The sequence below is a fragment of the Pseudomonas sp. Y39-6 genome, from assembly GCF_023651955.1.
GTDB classification, from domain to species: Bacteria; Pseudomonadota; Gammaproteobacteria; order Pseudomonadales; family Pseudomonadaceae; genus Aquipseudomonas; species Aquipseudomonas veronii.
Genome location: NZ_CP069594.1, coordinates 5,964,930 through 5,983,413, shown reverse-complemented (window position 1 = coordinate 5,983,413; position 18,484 = coordinate 5,964,930). Strand labels below are relative to the sequence as shown.

Sequence of the window (18,484 nt, the reverse complement as noted above, 5' to 3'; positions counted from 1 at the left end):
TGGTAAACAAAGAGTTACGCAAGATTCGACAGCGACCTGCTTCAGTTCATCGAAGCCTGGAAGGAGTTGGTAGAGCAATGTTGTTTGGCTCTATTAACGTTTCGATCTTCTCGGTCGAAAGCGGAGAAAAAGAGGTGTTGACAGCAGCGTGTAACGCTGTAGAATTCGCCTCCCGCTAACGAGAGATCGGAAGCGCAAGTGGTTGAAGTTACAAAGGAAACTTTGAAAACTTCTGAAAATAATCACTTGACAGCAAATGAGGCTGCTGTAGAATGCGCGCCTCGGTTGAGACGAAAGATCTTAACCAACCGCTCTTTAACAACTGAATCAAGCAATTCGTGTGGGTGCTTGTGGAGTCAGACTGATAGTCAACAAGATTATCAGCATCACAAGTTACTCCGCGAGAAATCAAAGATGTAACCAACGATTGCTGAGCCAAGTTTAGGGTTTCTTAAAAACCCAAAGATGTTTGAACTGAAGAGTTTGATCATGGCTCAGATTGAACGCTGGCGGCAGGCCTAACACATGCAAGTCGAGCGGTAGAGAGAAGCTTGCTTCTCTTGAGAGCGGCGGACGGGTGAGTAATGCCTAGGAATCTGCCTGGTAGTGGGGGATAACGTTCGGAAACGGACGCTAATACCGCATACGTCCTACGGGAGAAAGCAGGGGACCTTCGGGCCTTGCGCTATCAGATGAGCCTAGGTCGGATTAGCTAGTTGGTGAGGTAATGGCTCACCAAGGCGACGATCCGTAACTGGTCTGAGAGGATGATCAGTCACACTGGAACTGAGACACGGTCCAGACTCCTACGGGAGGCAGCAGTGGGGAATATTGGACAATGGGCGAAAGCCTGATCCAGCCATGCCGCGTGTGTGAAGAAGGTCTTCGGATTGTAAAGCACTTTAAGTTGGGAGGAAGGGCAGTTACCTAATACGTGATTGTTTTGACGTTACCGACAGAATAAGCACCGGCTAACTCTGTGCCAGCAGCCGCGGTAATACAGAGGGTGCAAGCGTTAATCGGAATTACTGGGCGTAAAGCGCGCGTAGGTGGTTAGTTAAGTTGGATGTGAAATCCCCGGGCTCAACCTGGGAACTGCATTCAAAACTGACTGACTAGAGTATGGTAGAGGGTGGTGGAATTTCCTGTGTAGCGGTGAAATGCGTAGATATAGGAAGGAACACCAGTGGCGAAGGCGACCACCTGGACTGATACTGACACTGAGGTGCGAAAGCGTGGGGAGCAAACAGGATTAGATACCCTGGTAGTCCACGCCGTAAACGATGTCAACTAGCCGTTGGGAGCCTTGAGCTCTTAGTGGCGCAGCTAACGCATTAAGTTGACCGCCTGGGGAGTACGGCCGCAAGGTTAAAACTCAAATGAATTGACGGGGGCCCGCACAAGCGGTGGAGCATGTGGTTTAATTCGAAGCAACGCGAAGAACCTTACCAGGCCTTGACATCCAATGAACTTTCTAGAGATAGATTGGTGCCTTCGGGAACATTGAGACAGGTGCTGCATGGCTGTCGTCAGCTCGTGTCGTGAGATGTTGGGTTAAGTCCCGTAACGAGCGCAACCCTTGTCCTTAGTTACCAGCACGTAATGGTGGGCACTCTAAGGAGACTGCCGGTGACAAACCGGAGGAAGGTGGGGATGACGTCAAGTCATCATGGCCCTTACGGCCTGGGCTACACACGTGCTACAATGGTCGGTACAGAGGGTTGCCAAGCCGCGAGGTGGAGCTAATCCCAGAAAACCGATCGTAGTCCGGATCGCAGTCTGCAACTCGACTGCGTGAAGTCGGAATCGCTAGTAATCGCGAATCAGAATGTCGCGGTGAATACGTTCCCGGGCCTTGTACACACCGCCCGTCACACCATGGGAGTGGGTTGCACCAGAAGTAGCTAGTCTAACCTTCGGGGGGACGGTTACCACGGTGTGATTCATGACTGGGGTGAAGTCGTAACAAGGTAGCCGTAGGGGAACCTGCGGCTGGATCACCTCCTTAATCGACGACATCAGCTGCTCCATAAGTTCCCACACGAATTGCTTGATTCATTGAAGAAGACGATAAGAAGCAGCCCGAAATTGGGTCTGTAGCTCAGTTGGTTAGAGCGCACCCCTGATAAGGGTGAGGTCGGCAGTTCGAATCTGCCCAGACCCACCAATTTTGTGTGGGAACCTGTAGAAATACGGGGCCATAGCTCAGCTGGGAGAGCGCCTGCCTTGCACGCAGGAGGTCAACGGTTCGATCCCGTTTGGCTCCACCACTACTGCTTCTGAAGTTTGAAAGCTTAGAAATGAGCATTCCATCGTGATGATGGTGAATGTTGATTTCTAGTCTTTGATTAGATCGTTCTTTAAAAATTTGGGTATGTGATAGAAAGATAGACTGAACGTTACTTTCACTGGTAACGGATCAGGCTAAGGTAAAATTTGTGAGTTCTCTTAATTGAGAAATTCGAATTTTCGGCGAATGTCGTCTTCACAGTATAACCAGATTGCTTGGGGTTATATGGTCAAGTGAAGAAGCGCATACGGTGGATGCCTTGGCAGTCAGAGGCGATGAAAGACGTGGTAGCCTGCGAAAAGCTTCGGGGAGTCGGCAAACAGACTTTGATCCGGAGATCTCTGAATGGGGGAACCCAGCCATCATAAGATGGTTACCTTACACTGAATACATAGGTGTAAGGGGCGAACCAGGGGAACTGAAACATCTAAGTACCCTGAGGAAAAGAAATCAACCGAGATTCCCTTAGTAGTGGCGAGCGAACGGGGACTAGCCCTTAAGTGGCTTTGAGATTAGCGGAACGCTCTGGAAAGTGCGGCCATAGTGGGTGATAGCCCTGTACGCGAAAATCTCTTAGTCATGAAATCGAGTAGGACGGAGCACGAGAAACTTTGTCTGAATATGGGGGGACCATCCTCCAAGGCTAAATACTACTGACTGACCGATAGTGAACTAGTACCGTGAGGGAAAGGCGAAAAGAACCCCGGAGAGGGGAGTGAAATAGATCCTGAAACCGTATGCGTACAAGCAGTGGGAGCCTACTTTGTTAGGTGACTGCGTACCTTTTGTATAATGGGTCAGCGACTTATTTTCAGTGGCGAGCTTAACCGAATAGGGGAGGCGTAGCGAAAGCGAGTCTTAATAGGGCGTCTAGTCGCTGGGAATAGACCCGAAACCGGGCGATCTATCCATGGGCAGGTTGAAGGTTGGGTAACACTAACTGGAGGACCGAACCGACTACCGTTGAAAAGTTAGCGGATGACCTGTGGATCGGAGTGAAAGGCTAATCAAGCTCGGAGATAGCTGGTTCTCCTCGAAAGCTATTTAGGTAGCGCCTCATGTATCACTGTAGGGGGTAGAGCACTGTTTCGGCTAGGGGGTCATCCCGACTTACCAAACCGATGCAAACTCCGAATACCTACAAGTGCCGAGCATGGGAGACACACGGCGGGTGCTAACGTCCGTCGTGAAAAGGGAAACAACCCAGACCGTCAGCTAAGGTCCCAAAGTTATGGTTAAGTGGGAAACGATGTGGGAAGGCTTAGACAGCTAGGAGGTTGGCTTAGAAGCAGCCACCCTTTAAAGAAAGCGTAATAGCTCACTAGTCGAGTCGGCCTGCGCGGAAGATGTAACGGGGCTCAAACCATACACCGAAGCTACGGGTATCACGTAAGTGATGCGGTAGAGGAGCGTTCTGTAAGCCTGTGAAGGTGAGTTGAGAAGCTTGCTGGAGGTATCAGAAGTGCGAATGCTGACATGAGTAACGATAATGGGTGTGAAAAACACCCACGCCGAAAGACCAAGGTTTCCTGCGCAACGTTAATCGACGCAGGGTTAGTCGGTCCCTAAGGCGAGGCTGAAAAGCGTAGTCGATGGAAAACAGGTTAATATTCCTGTACTTCTGGTTATTGCGATGGAGGGACGGAGAAGGCTAGGCCAGCTTGGCGTTGGTTGTCCAAGTTTAAGGTGGTAGGCTGGAATCTTAGGTAAATCCGGGATTCTAAGGCCGAGAGCTGATGACGAGTCATCTTTTAGATGACGAAGTGGTTGATGCCATGCTTCCAAGAAAAGCTTCTAAGCTTCAGGTAACCAGGAACCGTACCCCAAACCGACACAGGTGGTTGGGTAGAGAATACCAAGGCGCTTGAGAGAACTCGGGTGAAGGAACTAGGCAAAATGGCACCGTAACTTCGGGAGAAGGTGCGCCGGTGAGGGTGAAGGACTTGCTCCGTAAGCTCATGCCGGTCGAAGATACCAGGCCGCTGCGACTGTTTATTAAAAACACAGCACTCTGCAAACACGAAAGTGGACGTATAGGGTGTGACGCCTGCCCGGTGCCGGAAGGTTAATTGATGGGGTTAGCTAACGCGAAGCTCTTGATCGAAGCCCCGGTAAACGGCGGCCGTAACTATAACGGTCCTAAGGTAGCGAAATTCCTTGTCGGGTAAGTTCCGACCTGCACGAATGGCGTAACGATGGCGGCGCTGTCTCCACCCGAGACTCAGTGAAATTGAAATCGCTGTGAAGATGCAGTGTATCCGCGGCTAGACGGAAAGACCCCGTGAACCTTTACTATAGCTTTGCACTGGACTTTGAATTTGCTTGTGTAGGATAGGTGGGAGGCTTTGAAGCGTGGACGCCAGTTCGCGTGGAGCCAACCTTGAAATACCACCCTGGCAACTTTGAGGTTCTAACTCAGGTCCGTTATCCGGATCGAGGACAGTGTATGGTGGGTAGTTTGACTGGGGCGGTCTCCTCCTAAAGAGTAACGGAGGAGTACGAAGGTGCGCTCAGACCGGTCGGAAATCGGTCGTAGAGTATAAAGGCAAAAGCGCGCTTGACTGCGAGACAGACACGTCGAGCAGGTACGAAAGTAGGTCTTAGTGATCCGGTGGTTCTGTATGGAAGGGCCATCGCTCAACGGATAAAAGGTACTCCGGGGATAACAGGCTGATACCGCCCAAGAGTTCATATCGACGGCGGTGTTTGGCACCTCGATGTCGGCTCATCACATCCTGGGGCTGAAGCCGGTCCCAAGGGTATGGCTGTTCGCCATTTAAAGTGGTACGCGAGCTGGGTTTAGAACGTCGTGAGACAGTTCGGTCCCTATCTGCCGTGGACGTTTGAGATTTGAGAGGGGCTGCTCCTAGTACGAGAGGACCGGAGTGGACGAACCTCTGGTGTTCCGGTTGTCACGCCAGTGGCATTGCCGGGTAGCTATGTTCGGAATAGATAACCGCTGAAAGCATCTAAGCGGGAAACTAGCCTCAAGATGAGATCTCACTGGGACCTTGAGTCCCCTGAAGGGCCGTCGAAGACTACGACGTTGATAGGTTGGGTGTGTAAGCGCTGTGAGGCGTTGAGCTAACCAATACTAATTGCCCGTGAGGCTTGACCATATAACACCCAAGCAATTTGCGAACTCGAAAGAGACCAGATTGCGGTGTGTGAAGACGAAACGAACCGAAAGTTCGACTCTTACAAAACACCGAAAACTATCGCATACCCAATTTGCTGAAGCGAGGCCAGCTGGCCACGACTCAGTACCCGAATTTCTTGACGACCATAGAGCATTGGAACCACCTGATCCCATCCCGAACTCAGCAGTGAAACGATGCATCGCCGATGGTAGTGTGGGGTTTCCCCATGTGAGAGTAGGTCATCGTCAAGATTAAATTCCAGAACCCCTGTTTGCTCGCGCAGACAGGGGTTTTGTTTTGGGCGGTCGAAAAGGCTCAAGTGGCTCATCGGACGGCCTTCAGTGCTAAAGTCCATGCCTCGATTTTGCTTTTGCCAAGGAAGCCGTTATGCCGGATGCGATGCCTCTCAGCGCAGGATTCATGGTGGTTCACGGTAACCGCCTGGACGAACTGCGCAGCCTGGTGGTCAGTTGGATGCGCCGTTATCCCCTGGCCCCTCTGGAAAATGAAATCGCCCTGGTCCAGAGCAACGGCATCGCCCAATGGCTCAAGCTGGCCCTGGCCGAAGATCCGGAAGATGACGACATGGGCGGCTGCGGCATTGCTGCGGCGATCGACGTGCAACTGCCCGGCAGCTTCATGTGGCAGCTCTATCGCATGGTCCTGGGGCGCGACGAAATCCCGCCCAAATCCCTGCTCGATAAAGCCCCGCTGACCTGGCGCCTGATGCGCCTGCTCCCCGAGCTGATCAATCAACCGCACTTCGAGCCGCTGCAGCGCTTCCTCACGGACGACTCCGACCTGCGCAAACGCTACCAACTCGCCGAGCGATTGGCCGACCTGTTCGACCAATACCAGGTCTACCGCGCCGACTGGCTGGAAGATTGGGCCGCCGGCCGCCATCAACTGCGTAACGGCCGCGGCGAATCCAAACCCCTCGACCCCGCCAACTGCTGGCAAGCCGAGTTATGGCGCGCCCTGCTGCTGGATGTGGGCGAAGCCGGCATGGCGCAAAGCCGTGCCGGTGTGCATCAGCGCTTTATCGAACGGATCAATAGCCTTGAGCAAGCGCCGCCAGGGCTGCCTTCCCGAGTGATTGTTTTCGGCATTTCCTCATTGCCCGCCCAAGCACTCGAAGCGCTCGCCGGCCTGGCGCGCTTCAGTCAGGTCCTGCTCTGCGTCCACAACCCCTGTCGCCACCATTGGTCCGACATCGTGGCCGACAAGGACTTGCTGCGTAACGAATACAAACGCCAGGCACGCAAAGCCGGCATGCCGGTCACCATCGACCCGCAAACCTTGCACCAGCATGCTCACCCGTTGCTCGCCGCCTGGGGCAAACAAGGTCGCGACTACATCAGCCTGCTCGACAGCTACGACGATCCCAACAGCTACCGCGCAGCCTTCCGCGACGGCCGCATCGACCTGTTCAGCGACGGCGAACCGACCACACTGCTCAACCAGCTCCAGGACGATATCCTCGAACTGCGCCCGCTCAACGAAACCCGCGACCTCTGGCCCGCCGTCGATCTGCAGCGCGATACCTCGATCCGCTTTCACATCGCCCACAGCGCCCAACGCGAAGTGGAAATCCTCCACGACCAATTGCTCCAACGCTTCAGCGCCGATCCTGCGTTGCGTCCCCGCGACATCATCGTCATGGTCCCCGACGTCGACAGTTACGCGCCGCACATTCGCGCGGTGTTCGGCCAGTTGGACCGCAATGACCCGCGCTTCATCCCCTTCACCCTCACCGACCAGGGCCAACGCGGGCGCGACCCGCTGTTGATCGCCGTCGAACACCTGCTCAAGCTCCCCGACAGCCGCTTCCCGGTCAGTGAAATCCTCGACCTGCTCGACGTCCCGGCCCTGCGCGAACGCTTCGCCATCAAGGAGCGCGACCTGCCGACGCTGCATCGCTGGATCGAAGGCGCCGGCATCCGCTGGGGCCTCAATGCCGAACAGCGCGCCGGTCTCGGTCTACCCCACGAGCTGGAGCAAAACAGCTGGCGATTTGGTTTGCGCCGTATGCTGCTCGGTTATGCCGTGGGCACGGGTGTCGCCTGTGACGGCATCGAGCCCTACGACGAAATCGGCGGCCTCGACGCCGCCTTGATCGGCCCGCTGGTCGCGTTGCTCGACGCACTCAGCGACGCCCACCAAGCCTTGTCGCAACCTGCGGCTCCGCAAGAATGGGGCGAGCGCCTGCAACGCTTGATGCAGCTGTTTTTCCTGCCCAGCAGCGAACATGACGACTACCTGTTGGGCCAGCTCGAACAGCTCCGCGAAACCTGGCTGGAAACCTGCGAATCCGTCGGCCTGCAGGACGAGTTACCGCTCACCGTAGTCCGCGAAGCGTGGCTAGCCGGTCTCGACCAAGGGCGCCTGTCCCAGCGCTTCCTCGCCGGAGCTGTCAATTTCTGCACCCTGATGCCGATGCGCGCGATCCCGTTCAAGCTGGTCTGCCTGCTCGGCATGAATGACGGCGACTACCCACGCGCCCAACCACCGCTGGATTTCGACCTGATGGGCAGCGACTACCGCCCCGGCGACCGCTCACGCCGCGAAGACGACCGCTACCTGCTGCTCGAAGCCCTGTTGTCAGCCCGCGACCAGCTCTACATCAGCTGGGTCGGCCGCAGCATTCGCGACAACAGCGAGCGCCCGGCATCGGTATTGATCGGCCAACTGCGCGATCATCTCGCCAGCGGCTGGCAGCCAAGCCAAAGCGACGCACCGCTGCTTGACGCGATGACCCAGGAACACCCGCTCCAACCCTTCAGTGCGCGCTATTTCCACGCCGGTGACCCGCTGTTCAGCTACGCCCGCGAATGGCAGTTGCTGCACGAAGTCACGGATGCGCCGCCAGACAACACCGAACTGGCGGCCCATCGACAGGAAGAACCCCTGAGCCTCGGTCAGTTGCAGGACTTCCTGCGCAACCCGGTCAAACACTTCTTCAGCCAGCGTCTGAAAGTATTCTTCGAGGCTGCCGAAGTGCCGCTGGCCGATGAGGAACCCTTTGTCCTCGACGCCCTGCAACGCTACAGCCTGAGCGACAGCCTGCTGAACGCCGCGCTGAGCCAGCCCGATCATGTCGACCAGGCGCTCACCGCCCAGGCCCGTCGCCTGCAAGGCAGTGGCCTGCTGCCGATGGTCGGTTTCGGCGAGTGTCTGCGCAACGAACTGATCGAGCCCTTGCCCGGCCTGCTGCAACGCTATCAACAACTGCTGGCCCTCTGGCCCACTCCGCACACCGGCGCGGAACCGATCAGTTTCGAGCATCAAGGCATTCAGCTCGAAGGCTGGATCAGCGGCCTGCATCGGCGCAGTGATGGCGGATTGTTGAGCGTCACCACCATCCCCAACAGCATCGGCTCGATCAAGACCCGCAAGTGGCATCGGCTGATTCGCCCGTGGGTCAACCACTTGGTGGCCTGCGCCTGCGGCCTGCCGTTGAGTACCGCGCTGGTGGCCAGCGACGACACCTTGTTGCTGGCCCCGTTGGAACCCTCCAGCGCCCAGGACATCCTCGGCGACCTGCTGCTGGCCTGGCACGTCGGCATGGCCAAACCGCTGCCCGTCGCGGTTAAAACTGCGTTCGCCTGGCTCGGTCAGACCGACCCGGCCAAAGCCGCGGCGGCCGCGAGCAAAGCCTACGAAGGTGATGGCATCAACACCGATGGCGAACGCCGCGAAAGCCCCGCGCTGACCCGGCAATTCCCCGACTATGCGGCCCTGGTGGCCAGCGAAGCATTCGAAGGTTGGTGCGAAACCTTGTACCGGCCCCTGATCAACGCCGCCTGGCGATCACTCACTGGCGAGGAGGCCGGCGCATGAGCAGCAAACCCTTGGCCCTGGCCTTCCCGCTCAAAGGCAGCCAGCTGATTGAAGCCAGCGCCGGCACCGGCAAGACCTTCACCATTTCCGCCCTGTACCTGCGCCTGGTGCTCGGCCACGGTGGCGATGACGCCGGCTTCGGCCGCGAACTGCTGCCGCCGCAGATCCTCGTGGTGACCTTCACCGACGCCGCCACCAAGGAACTGCGCGAACGCATCCGCATCCGCCTGGCCGAAGCCGCGCGGTTCTTTCGCGATGAGATCCAACAGCCCGACGCCCTGATCGCCGAACTGCGCGATCAATACCCGCCTGCGCAATGGCCGGCCTGTGCCAACCGTCTGGACATCGCCGCGCAATGGATGGACGAAGCCGCCGTTTCGACCATCCACAGTTGGTGCCAGCGCATGCTGCGCGAACACGCCTTCGACAGCGGCAGCCTGTTCACCCAGACCCTGGAAACCGACCACAGCGACCTGCTCGGCGAAGTGCTGCGCGACTACTGGCGGCTGTTTTGCTACCCGATGCACGACGATGCGCTCAACTGGGTGCGCAACAACTGGGGTGGCCCGGCTGCGCTGATGCCACGGGTGCGCGCGCTGTTTGGCAGCGAACGGCCCAGCGGCGAAAGCCGCGAGCCGGCCGAGTTGATCACTGCGTGCCTGCAAGAACGCCGCGCCGCCCTGGTCGCCCTCAAGGCGCCGTGGCCGCAATGGGCCGACGAGTTGCGCGAGATCTGCCTGCAAGCCGTCGCCGCCAAAGCCGTCGATGGGCGCAAGATGCAAGCGCGTTACTTCGAACCCTGGTTCGAAAAGATCAGTGCCTGGGCCGCGGACGAATCCCTCGAACAACTGGACATCGGCACCGGCTTCACCCGCCTGACCCCGGACGGCATGGCCGAAGCCTGGAAGGGCGAGCCGCCGCACCACCCGGGCATCGACGCCATGGCCAGCCTCAAGGCCAGCCTGGATGCGCTGCCCACCCCCGACGCCGCCGTGTTGCAACACGCCGCCGCGTGGGTCGGCAAACGCTTCGAAGATGAAAAACGCCGGCGCGCCGAAATGGGCTTCGACGACATGCTGATCCGCCTCAACGCCGCCCTGCAAAGCGACGGCGGCGAGCGTCTGGCCAGCGTGATCCGCGAACAGTTCCCGGTCGCCCTGATCGACGAGTTCCAGGACACCGACCCGGTGCAATACAGCATCTTCGACAGCATCTACCGCATCGAAGAAAACCACCTCGACAGCGGCCTGTTCCTGATCGGCGACCCCAAGCAGGCGATCTACGCCTTCCGTGGCGCCGACATCTACACCTACCTGCGCGCGCGCCAATCCACCACCGGCCGGCATCACACCCTGGGCACCAACTTCCGCTCCAGCCACGCGATGGTCGAGGCGGTCAACCATGTGTTCCAGCGTGCGGAAACCGGGCGTGGCGCGTTTCTGTTCCGTAAGCCGAGTGGCGAAAACCCGGTGCCGTTCCAGCCGGTGCTGTCCCAAGGCCGCAAGGAGCAACTGCAGGTCGATGGTCAGACGCTGCCCGCGCTGAACCTCTGGCACCTGCCCACCGATCAGCCGATTTCCAACGCGGTTTATCGCCAGCAACTGGCGGCTGCCTGCGCCACACAGATTGTCGAATTGCTCAATGGCGGGCAGCAAGGCCGCGCTGGTTTCCTACACGCCGACGGCAGCTTCGATGGCGTGTTGCCGTCGGACATCGCCATCCTCGTGCGCGACGGCAAGGAAGCCCAAGCCGTGCGCGGCGAGTTGGCCGCCCGTGGCGTGCGCAGCGTGTACCTGTCGGACAAGGACTCGGTGTTCGCCGCCCAAGAGGCGCACGACCTGCTGGCCTGGCTCAAGGCCTGTGCCGAACCGGACGTCGAACGCCCGCTGCGCGCCGCGCTGGCTTGCGTCACCTTGAACCTGTCACTGCCGGAACTTGAGCGTCTGAACCAGGACGAACTGGCGTGGGAAAGCCGCGTGATGCAGTTCCGTGGCTACCGCGCGATCTGGCGCAGCCAAGGCGTGCTGCCGATGCTGCGTCGCCTGCTTCACGACTTCAAACTGCCGCAAACCCTGATCGCCCGCAGCGATGGCGAGCGCGTGCTGACCAACCTGTTGCACCTCAGCGAACTGCTGCAACAGGCGGCCTCCGAACTGGACGGCGAACAGGCCTTGATCCGCCACCTGGCCGAACACCTCGCGCTGTCGGGGCAGGCCGGTGAAGAACAGATCCTGCGCCTGGAAAGCGACGAGCAACTGGTCAAGGTGGTGACCATCCACAAATCCAAGGGCCTGGAATACGACCTGGTGTTCCTGCCCTTCATCTGCTCGGCCAAACCGGTGGATGGCAGCCGCTTGCCGCTGCATTACCACGATGCCAACGGCAAGTCGCAGGTGAGCCTGCGCCCGACCACCGAGTTGATCGCCCAGGCCGATGACGAGCGCCTGGCGGAAGACCTGCGTCTGTTCTACGTCGCCCTGACCCGCGCCAAACATGCGTGCTGGCTGGGCATTGCCGACCTCAAGCGCGGCAACAACAGCAGCTCGGTGCTGCACCTGTCGGCGCTGGGCTATTTGCTCGGTGCCGGCGCCGCGTTGGCGGAGTCCGCCGGCCTGGCGCGCTGGTTGCTGGACCTGCAGGCAGGCTGTGCCGCCGTGCATTACGCGCCGATGCCCGAAGCCCACGCCAGCGTTTTCCACCCGCCGCGTAACGAAGCCACGCTGCTCGCGCCCTTGCTGCCCAAACGCAAGGCTGCGGAAAACTGGTGGATCGCGTCCTACAGCGCCTTGCGCATCGGCGACAGCATGAGCGCCGCCAACCTTGAAGCGCCGGAAAGCCCGCAAGCCCAGAAGCTGTTCGACGACGAACGCCTCGACCCTGACGCACCACGTGAAGCGGCTGCGTCCGGCAGCGATATTCACCGTTTCCCACGCGGCCCTAACCCCGGCACCTTCCTCCATGGCCTGCTGGAGTGGGCGGGCGAAGACGGCTTCGACGTGACCCCGCAGGCTATCGAAAAGGCCGTGGGCGCGCGCTGCAACCGCCGCAACTGGGAAGGCTGGATCATCACCCTCAGCGGTTGGCTCGGTCATCTGCTGCAAACACCGCTGCCGCTGGATAACGATCAGGTCACGCTCAGTGGCCTGCAGCACTACCAGATCGAAATGGAGTTCTGGTTCGCCAGCCATAAAGTCGACGTGCTCGCCCTCGACAAGCTGGTGTGCCAGTACACCCACAACGGCGTCTCCCGCGTCGCAGCGGAACCGGTGTTGCTCAACGGCATGTTCAAGGGCTTCATCGACCTGACCTTCGAGCACGACGGCCGTTATTACGTGGCCGACTACAAATCCAACTGGCTCGGCCCCGATGATTCGGCCTACACCCAGGACGCCATGGAACAGTCGATCCTTGAGCATCGGTACGACCTGCAATACGTGCTTTACCTGCTGGCCCTGCATCGCCAACTCAAGGCGCGCCTGCCGGATTACGACTACGACCGCCATGTCGGCGGCGCGCTCTATCTGTTCCTGCGCGGCACTCGGGCCGCCAGCCAGGGGGCGTACTTCACGCGGCCGCCACGGGCGCTGATCGAGAGCCTGGACCTGATGTTCCAAGGCCAATCGTTACCGCCCAAGGCTGAGCCCGCCTGGGAACAAGGAGTGTTGCTATGAGCCTGTCGCCGTTACCGCTGGAGGCACTGATGCCCCTCAGCCGCGCCGCCGATCTGGTGCAACTGTTCGAACGTTGGGTCGAGCGTGGCTGGCTGCGCGCGCTGGATAAGGCGTTCGTCGGCTTTCTGCACGAACTCGACCCGCAGGCCGACCCCTTGGTGTTGCTGGCCGCGGCCCTGACCAGCCATCAACTGGGCCACGGCCATGTGTGCCTGGACCTGTTCGAGACCCTCAAGGCACCGGATTTCGCCCTGTCCCTGCCGCCGGAAGGCGACCTGCAAACCGGCACCATGCTGCTGCCGTCGCAACTGCTCGCGGGCCTGGACGGCGCGCATTGGTGCCACGCCCTGGCCGCCAGCCCCTTGGTCGCGTTGGCCGTCGACGGCAGCGAGGCCGCGCAAAGTCGCCCGTTGGTGCTGTCTGGCAAACGCTTGTACCTGCGCCGCTATTGGACCTACGAACGGCGCATCGACACGGCCTTGCGCCTGCGCCTGGCCACAGCAGAAAGCCTCGCCGCCGATCTGCCCCAGCGCCTGAACGGCCTGTTCGACCAAGCGCCGCCCGATGGCGTGATCGACTGGCAGAAACTCGCCTGCGCCCTGGCCACTCGCGGGGCGTTCAGTATCGTCACCGGCGGCCCCGGCACCGGCAAGACCACCACCGTGGTGCGCTTGCTCGCGCTGTTGCAGGCGCCGGCCGTGGAAGCCGGCAGCCCGTTGCGCATTCGTCTGGCGGCGCCCACCGGTAAAGCCGCCGCACGGCTTACCGAGTCCATCAGCCAGCAAGTGCTGTCGTTGAATGTGCCTGAGAACGTGCGGGAAAAAATCCCGACCCAGGTCACCACCGTCCACCGCCTGCTCGGCAGCCGTCCGGGCACCCGCCACTTCCGCCATCACCTGGGCAATCCATTGCCGCTGGATGTGCTGGTGGTGGATGAAGCCTCGATGATCGACCTGGAAATGATGGCCAACCTGCTTGATGCCTTGCCGCCCCACGCACGCTTGGTGCTGCTGGGCGACAAGGACCAACTCGCCTCGGTCGAGGCTGGCGCCGTACTCGGCGACCTGTGCCGCGACGCCGAGGCCGGCTGGTACAGCGCCGACACCCGCCGATGGCTGCAAGCGGTCAGCGGTGAAGACCTGGGCAACAGCGGCCTGCAGGAAGACCGCGACGGCAGCCATCCGCTGGCCCAGCAAGTGGTGATGCTGCGCTACTCGCGGCGCTTCGGCGAAGGCAGCGGCATCGGCCAACTGGCGCGTTGGGTCAACCAGCAGAACGCCGAAGAAGCCCGACGGTTACTGGCCGCGGGCAGCCACCGCGACTTGTTCTGCGTCAGCCTCAAGGGCGAACACGACCACGCATTGGAACGCCTGGTGCTGGACGGGCCGGGCGATGGCGCCGAGGGCTACCGTGCCTACCTGAACCTGCTGCACGCCGCGCGCCCGTCTCTCGACACCCCGCGTGACGACCCCGCCTGGACCCATTGGGCGCAACAACTGCTGCACGCCTTCGACGCCTTCCAACTGCTCTGCGCCGTGCGCAAGGGACCTTGGGGCGTGGAAGGGCTGAACCTGCGCATCACCGCCGCCTTGCGCAAAGCGCGGCTGATCGACGGCGACGAGCAGTGGTACGAAGGCCGCCCGGTGCTGATGACCCGCAACGATTACGGCCTGGGCCTGATGAACGGCGACATCGGCATCGCCCTGAAATTGCCCGAAAGCGCCGGTGGCCCCCACGTGTTGCGCGTGGCCTTCCCGCGTAACGACGGCCAGGGCGGCGTGCGCTTTGTGCTGCCCAGCCGGCTCAACGATGTGGAAACCGTGTACGCCATGACCGTGCACAAATCCCAGGGCTCCGAGTTCACCCACACCGCGTTGATCCTGCCGGACGCGCTGAACCCGGTGCTCACCAAAGAACTGATCTACACCGGCATCACCCGCGCCAAGCGCTGGTTCAGCCTGATCGAGCCACGCGGCGGGGTGTTCGAAGAAGCCGTGCGGCGCAAGGTCAAGCGCTTGAGCGGGTTGATGCTGGAGTTGGGGCATGAGCCCGGGAAACCTGACTGATCGGTCATTTGGTATTTCGGATTTGAGTGTCATATTTTTCTGAAAAAATAGCGGGACCCTTCGAGGCGTGGCCTCGCGGGGCTTTCCGCCGCTGTGCTATCGTTGCGGCATCACCCCTCGTTGACACCTGAGAGAATCGCTGCATGAACGTGGCTGTCTCGTCCACAGAGCATCGCTTGAGCTGGAGACGCATGTTACTGGTGGCCGTGCTGTGCCTGCTCGCGCCGCGTGCTTTTGCCCAGACGGCCAGCCCCGTGGGCATGGCCGACTCCCGTGCCCAGGCGGTGACCCAGGTGGTGCTGGGTATCCTCAGTTATGCGCGCTGGCCGGTGGAACCGGCGCAATTGCGCCTGTGCGTCGTCGGGCCGACCCAATACACCGACGACCTGGTCAAAGGCACCACCCAAGCCACCGGTCGCCCGGTGGTGGTGCAGCGCCTGCTGGCCGACAACCCCGATATCGTCAATGCCTGCGACGCTGTGTACATCGGCGAACTCAATACCGATGAGCGCAGCCGCTTGTTTGCGTCATTGATGGGCCACCCGGTACTGAGCATCAGCGAAGGCGGCGACCAATGCACCGTCGGCAGTCTGTTCTGCCTGCGGGTGGGCGATGAGCAGGTGTCGTTCGAGGTCAACCTCGACTCCGTGGCCCGCAGCGGCGTGCGTATTCACCCCAGCGTGTTGCAGCTGTCGCGCCGTCGAGCGCCTGCGTCATGAGATGGACGAAAGCGCAACCGACCCTGCGCTCGGTCATCGGCCGCGGGCACTTGATCCTGGCGTTGGTGGCGGTGACGCTGGCCAGTGTGTCCCTGACCTTGCTCGGGGTGCTGGCGCTGCGCGTGTATGCCGAGCACAACCTGCACCTGATCGCACGCTCCATCAATTACACCGTGGAAGCGGCGGTGGTGTTCAACGACCGTGCGGCGGCCACCGAAGCCCTCAGCCTGATCGCCTCCACCGAAGAAGTGGCCCAGGCCCAAGTCTTCGACGCCAACGGCCGGCTACTGGCGCAGTGGCTGCGGCCGGACACCGGGATGTTGTCCCGGGTCGAGCTGCAACTGGCTCATTCGCTGCTCGAACAGCCGATCAGCCAGCCGATCGTTCACCAGGGGCGCACCATCGGCAGCATTCACCTGACCGGTCACGGCGGCAGCCTGTTGCGCTTTTTGCTCAGCGGCCTGGCCGGGATTCTGATCTGCACCGTCCTCAGCGCCTGGGTCGCCGTGCATTTGGCGCGGCGCCTGTTGCAGGGGATTACCGGGCCGTTGCACAGCCTCGCGGCGGTGGCCCACGCCGCGCGCATCGAGCGCGACTTCGACCGCCGCGTGCCACGGGCACAAATCGCCGAACTCGACAGCCTGGGCAACGACTTCAATGCCCTGCTGGAAGAAATGCAAGCCTGGCAAAACCACCTGCAAAGCGAAAACGAAAGCCTTGCCCACCAGGCCAATCACGACAGCCTGACCGGCCTGCCCAACCGCGCGTTCTTCGAAGGCCGCCTGATCCGTGCCCTGCGCAGCGCCGCCAAGGCCAACGAGCGGGTGGCGGTGCTGTTTCTCGACAGTGACCGCTTCAAAGACATCAACGACAACTTCGGTCACGCCGCCGGCGATGCGGTGCTGGTGGCGGTTGCCACGCGCGTGCGCGCGCAATTGCGCGAAGACGACCTGGTGGCACGCCTGGGCGGCGACGAGTTCGCCATCCTGCTCTCGCCGCTGCACAAGGTGGAAGATGCCCAGCGCATCGCCGACAAGATCATTGCCAGCATGGACATACCGATCCCGGTGCCGGGCGACACCCACGTGTTGACCTCCCTGAGTATCGGCATCGCCATCTACCCCGATCATGGCGTCACCCCCGGCGCCCTGCTCAACGCCGCCGATGCGGCGATGTACCAGGCCAAACGGTTGTCACTGGGCGGCCAGCAAACGGCGGAGGCGGAGCTCCCCGTCGTCAACGTTCACCACAGGAGTTGATCCCTTGTTCTCGACTGCACGCGTTGTGTTTATCACCTTATTTGTGGCCCTGCTGGCCCTGAGCGGCTGCCAGACACCCCCTCCCAAAGGCCTGAGCCCGGCGCAAGTCGCCGTCCTCAAGCAACAAGGCTTCGAACTGACCGACGACGGCTGGGCGTTCGGCCTGTCGGGCAAAGTGCTGTTCGGCAGCGACGTCGAAAGCCTCAACGCCCCCAGCACGGTCATTGTCGAGCGCATCGGCAAGGCGTTGCTGGGCGTGGGCATCGACCGCGTGCGGGTAGACGGCCACACCGACGCCTCGGGCAAAGAGAGCTATAACCAGCAACTGTCCCTGCGCCGCGCCAAAAGCGTGGCCACGGTGCTGACCCGCGTGGGGATGAAGGAGGAAAATATCCAACTGCGCGGCCTGGGCAGCAGCCAGCCGGTGGCCGCCAACGACACCGCCGCAGGGCGCACCGAGAATCGGCGGGTGTCGATTGTGGTAAGTACCGACTAAGCGACTTCGCCCATTCCAATGCGTGAAATGCAATCAAATGTGGGAGGGGGCTTGCCCCCGATAGCGGTGTGTCAGTCAGCATGCATCTGTCTGACCGACCGCTATCGGGGGCAAGCCCCCTCCCACATTTGTACAGTGTTCGCTTAACTGCTCGGCGTCAGCGCCTGCGTCAAGTCATCCACCACCGCCTTGCCCATCTCACACAGATAATGCGCCGCCCAGGCGTATTGCTCGCCACGTACATCCATGGCGGCTTCCATCGCGAGTTTCTTGGCGTAGTAAAGCAGGGTAGAGGCGTGTTCCAGCGCTTCGCCGAGCGGCATGCCCGCGTTGACGCGGAACAGTGGTTTTTCGTTTTCGCCGTAGTCGCCGAAGGTGACGACGCCGAGGGTGGTGAAGGCAGAAAGCGGTGGGTCGGGGACGATTTTGGTCATGATCTATACCTGGGAGTTTTAGGAACCACCCATTCATGTCGCTAAACATGAAAGGGTGGCAGCTGTACGCAGGTTAGCGAACCGGACCCAGGACCCGGCAGACCCGAAGATCTCCCACGCACAGCCGCCATAACACGAGAACGAAGAGCACAAAGCTCCTGCCGTTGGGGGCTGTGTCCGGGTTCGGGTCGCTAAACCCGTTCGCTGATTTCAGCGAAGTACGGAGGCTAGTGACTCGAACCCTAAGGCGCAATAGGGTGGAGATTCTCTAGGAATCGTCCTGCAATTTAAAGCGAATCGTCGTTGCTGGCCCTTTAATCCGCAAACCGCATCTCCCGCGTCTCCCCCATCAACAACCCCCGATTCTGCTCCGTCACTTCCCTGATGTAGTCCCACAACAACGTAATCCGTTTCAACTTCCTCAAGTCGAGGTCATCGCTGGGATGCTCTGCGATTTATTTAGCGGGCGCCTTGAACTCCATTGAATAAGTCCAAGCTGAGGAGGGGGCCGTCTGTCGGATTGAGATGAGTAAAAGGCCATCAGTCGATTCCACATTGACATCATGAAT

The 18,484-nt window shown here is 60.3% G+C and carries 7 protein-coding genes, 2 tRNA genes, 3 rRNA genes and 1 pseudogene; 11 read left to right on the top strand and 2 right to left on the bottom strand.

Going from position 1 to position 18,484, the window contains the following annotated elements; all coding sequences use genetic code 11:
• The first annotated feature begins 471 nt into the window (after positions 1–471).
• The 11 genes from JN756_RS27270 (at position 472) to yfiB (ending at position 17,481) form a co-directional block, all read left to right on the top strand.
• Positions 472–2,008: ribosomal RNA gene (locus JN756_RS27270) — 16S ribosomal RNA — on the top strand.
• Between the two features lie 82 nt (positions 2,009–2,090).
• Positions 2,091–2,167 (top strand) — tRNA-Ile (locus JN756_RS27265).
• A gap of 27 nt (positions 2,168–2,194) precedes the next feature.
• A tRNA-Ala gene (locus JN756_RS27260) sits at positions 2,195–2,270 on the top strand.
• 247 nt (positions 2,271–2,517) lie between these two features.
• Positions 2,518–5,409: ribosomal RNA gene (locus JN756_RS27255) — 23S ribosomal RNA — on the top strand.
• Positions 5,410–5,565: 156 nt separating this feature from the next.
• Positions 5,566–5,681: ribosomal RNA gene (gene rrf, locus JN756_RS27250) — 5S ribosomal RNA — on the top strand.
• The 16S, 23S and 5S rRNA genes sit together here with 2 tRNA genes alongside, the layout of an rRNA operon.
• A 136-nt stretch (positions 5,682–5,817) precedes the next feature.
• A complete protein-coding gene (gene recC / locus JN756_RS27245) occupies positions 5,818–9,270 on the top strand; it encodes an exodeoxyribonuclease V subunit gamma (RefSeq protein WP_201021545.1) in 3,453 nt (1,150 codons plus the stop codon).
• Positions 9,267–12,941, top strand: coding sequence for an exodeoxyribonuclease V subunit beta (gene recB / locus JN756_RS27240; RefSeq protein ID WP_017849493.1), 3,675 nt, complete (start codon positions 9,267–9,269; stop codon positions 12,939–12,941). Before recC ends, recB begins: the two co-directional genes overlap by 4 nt.
• A complete protein-coding gene (recD, locus tag JN756_RS27235; protein WP_201021544.1) occupies positions 12,938–15,007 on the top strand; it encodes an exodeoxyribonuclease V subunit alpha in 2,070 nt (689 codons plus the stop codon). Before recB ends, recD begins: the two co-directional genes overlap by 4 nt.
• 143 nt (positions 15,008–15,150) lie before the next feature.
• Positions 15,151–15,726 carry a regulatory sequestration protein YfiR gene (gene yfiR / locus JN756_RS27230; RefSeq protein ID WP_046382063.1) on the top strand — a complete coding sequence of 192 codons (576 nt, stop codon included), beginning with the start codon at positions 15,151–15,153 and terminating at the stop codon, positions 15,724–15,726.
• Positions 15,723–16,985: a diguanylate cyclase DgcN/YfiN gene (gene dgcN, locus JN756_RS27225; protein ID WP_046488234.1), complete on the top strand. Its 1,263-nt coding sequence runs from the start codon at positions 15,723–15,725 to the stop codon at positions 16,983–16,985. The genes yfiR and dgcN overlap by 4 nt, the downstream gene beginning before the upstream one ends.
• A gap of 4 nt (positions 16,986–16,989) precedes the next feature.
• Positions 16,990–17,481: an outer membrane lipoprotein YfiB gene (gene yfiB / locus JN756_RS27220; protein WP_079444696.1), complete on the top strand. Its 492-nt coding sequence runs from the start codon at positions 16,990–16,992 to the stop codon at positions 17,479–17,481.
• Positions 17,482–17,624: 143 nt separating this feature from the next.
• Here yfiB and JN756_RS27215 read toward each other — a convergent pair whose 3' ends face one another.
• Together JN756_RS27215 and JN756_RS27210 are read right to left on the bottom strand one after the other, a co-directional pair.
• The gene (locus JN756_RS27215) at positions 17,625–17,915 is read right to left on the bottom strand and encodes a DUF3077 domain-containing protein (protein WP_017849488.1); all 291 of its coding nucleotides are present in this window, start codon (positions 17,913–17,915) and stop codon (positions 17,625–17,627) included.
• A 314-nt stretch (positions 17,916–18,229) separates the two neighbouring features.
• Positions 18,230–18,343: pseudogene (locus JN756_RS27210) on the bottom strand (LysR family transcriptional regulator); the annotation flags it as partial.
• Positions 18,344–18,484 lie beyond the last annotated feature (141 nt).

Coding starts and splice junctions, on each gene's coding strand:
- recC (WP_201021545.1), top strand. CDS start 5,818: ATGCCGGATGCGATGCCTCTCAGCGCAGGATTCATGGTGGTTCACGGT.
- recB (WP_017849493.1), top strand. CDS start 9,267: ATGAGCAGCAAACCCTTGGCCCTGGCCTTCCCGCTCAAAGGCAGCCAG.
- recD (WP_201021544.1), top strand. CDS start 12,938: ATGAGCCTGTCGCCGTTACCGCTGGAGGCACTGATGCCCCTCAGCCGC.
- yfiR (WP_046382063.1), top strand. CDS start 15,151: ATGAACGTGGCTGTCTCGTCCACAGAGCATCGCTTGAGCTGGAGACGC.
- dgcN (WP_046488234.1), top strand. CDS start 15,723: ATGAGATGGACGAAAGCGCAACCGACCCTGCGCTCGGTCATCGGCCGC.
- JN756_RS27215 (WP_017849488.1), bottom strand. CDS start 17,915: ATGACCAAAATCGTCCCCGACCCACCGCTTTCTGCCTTCACCACCCTC.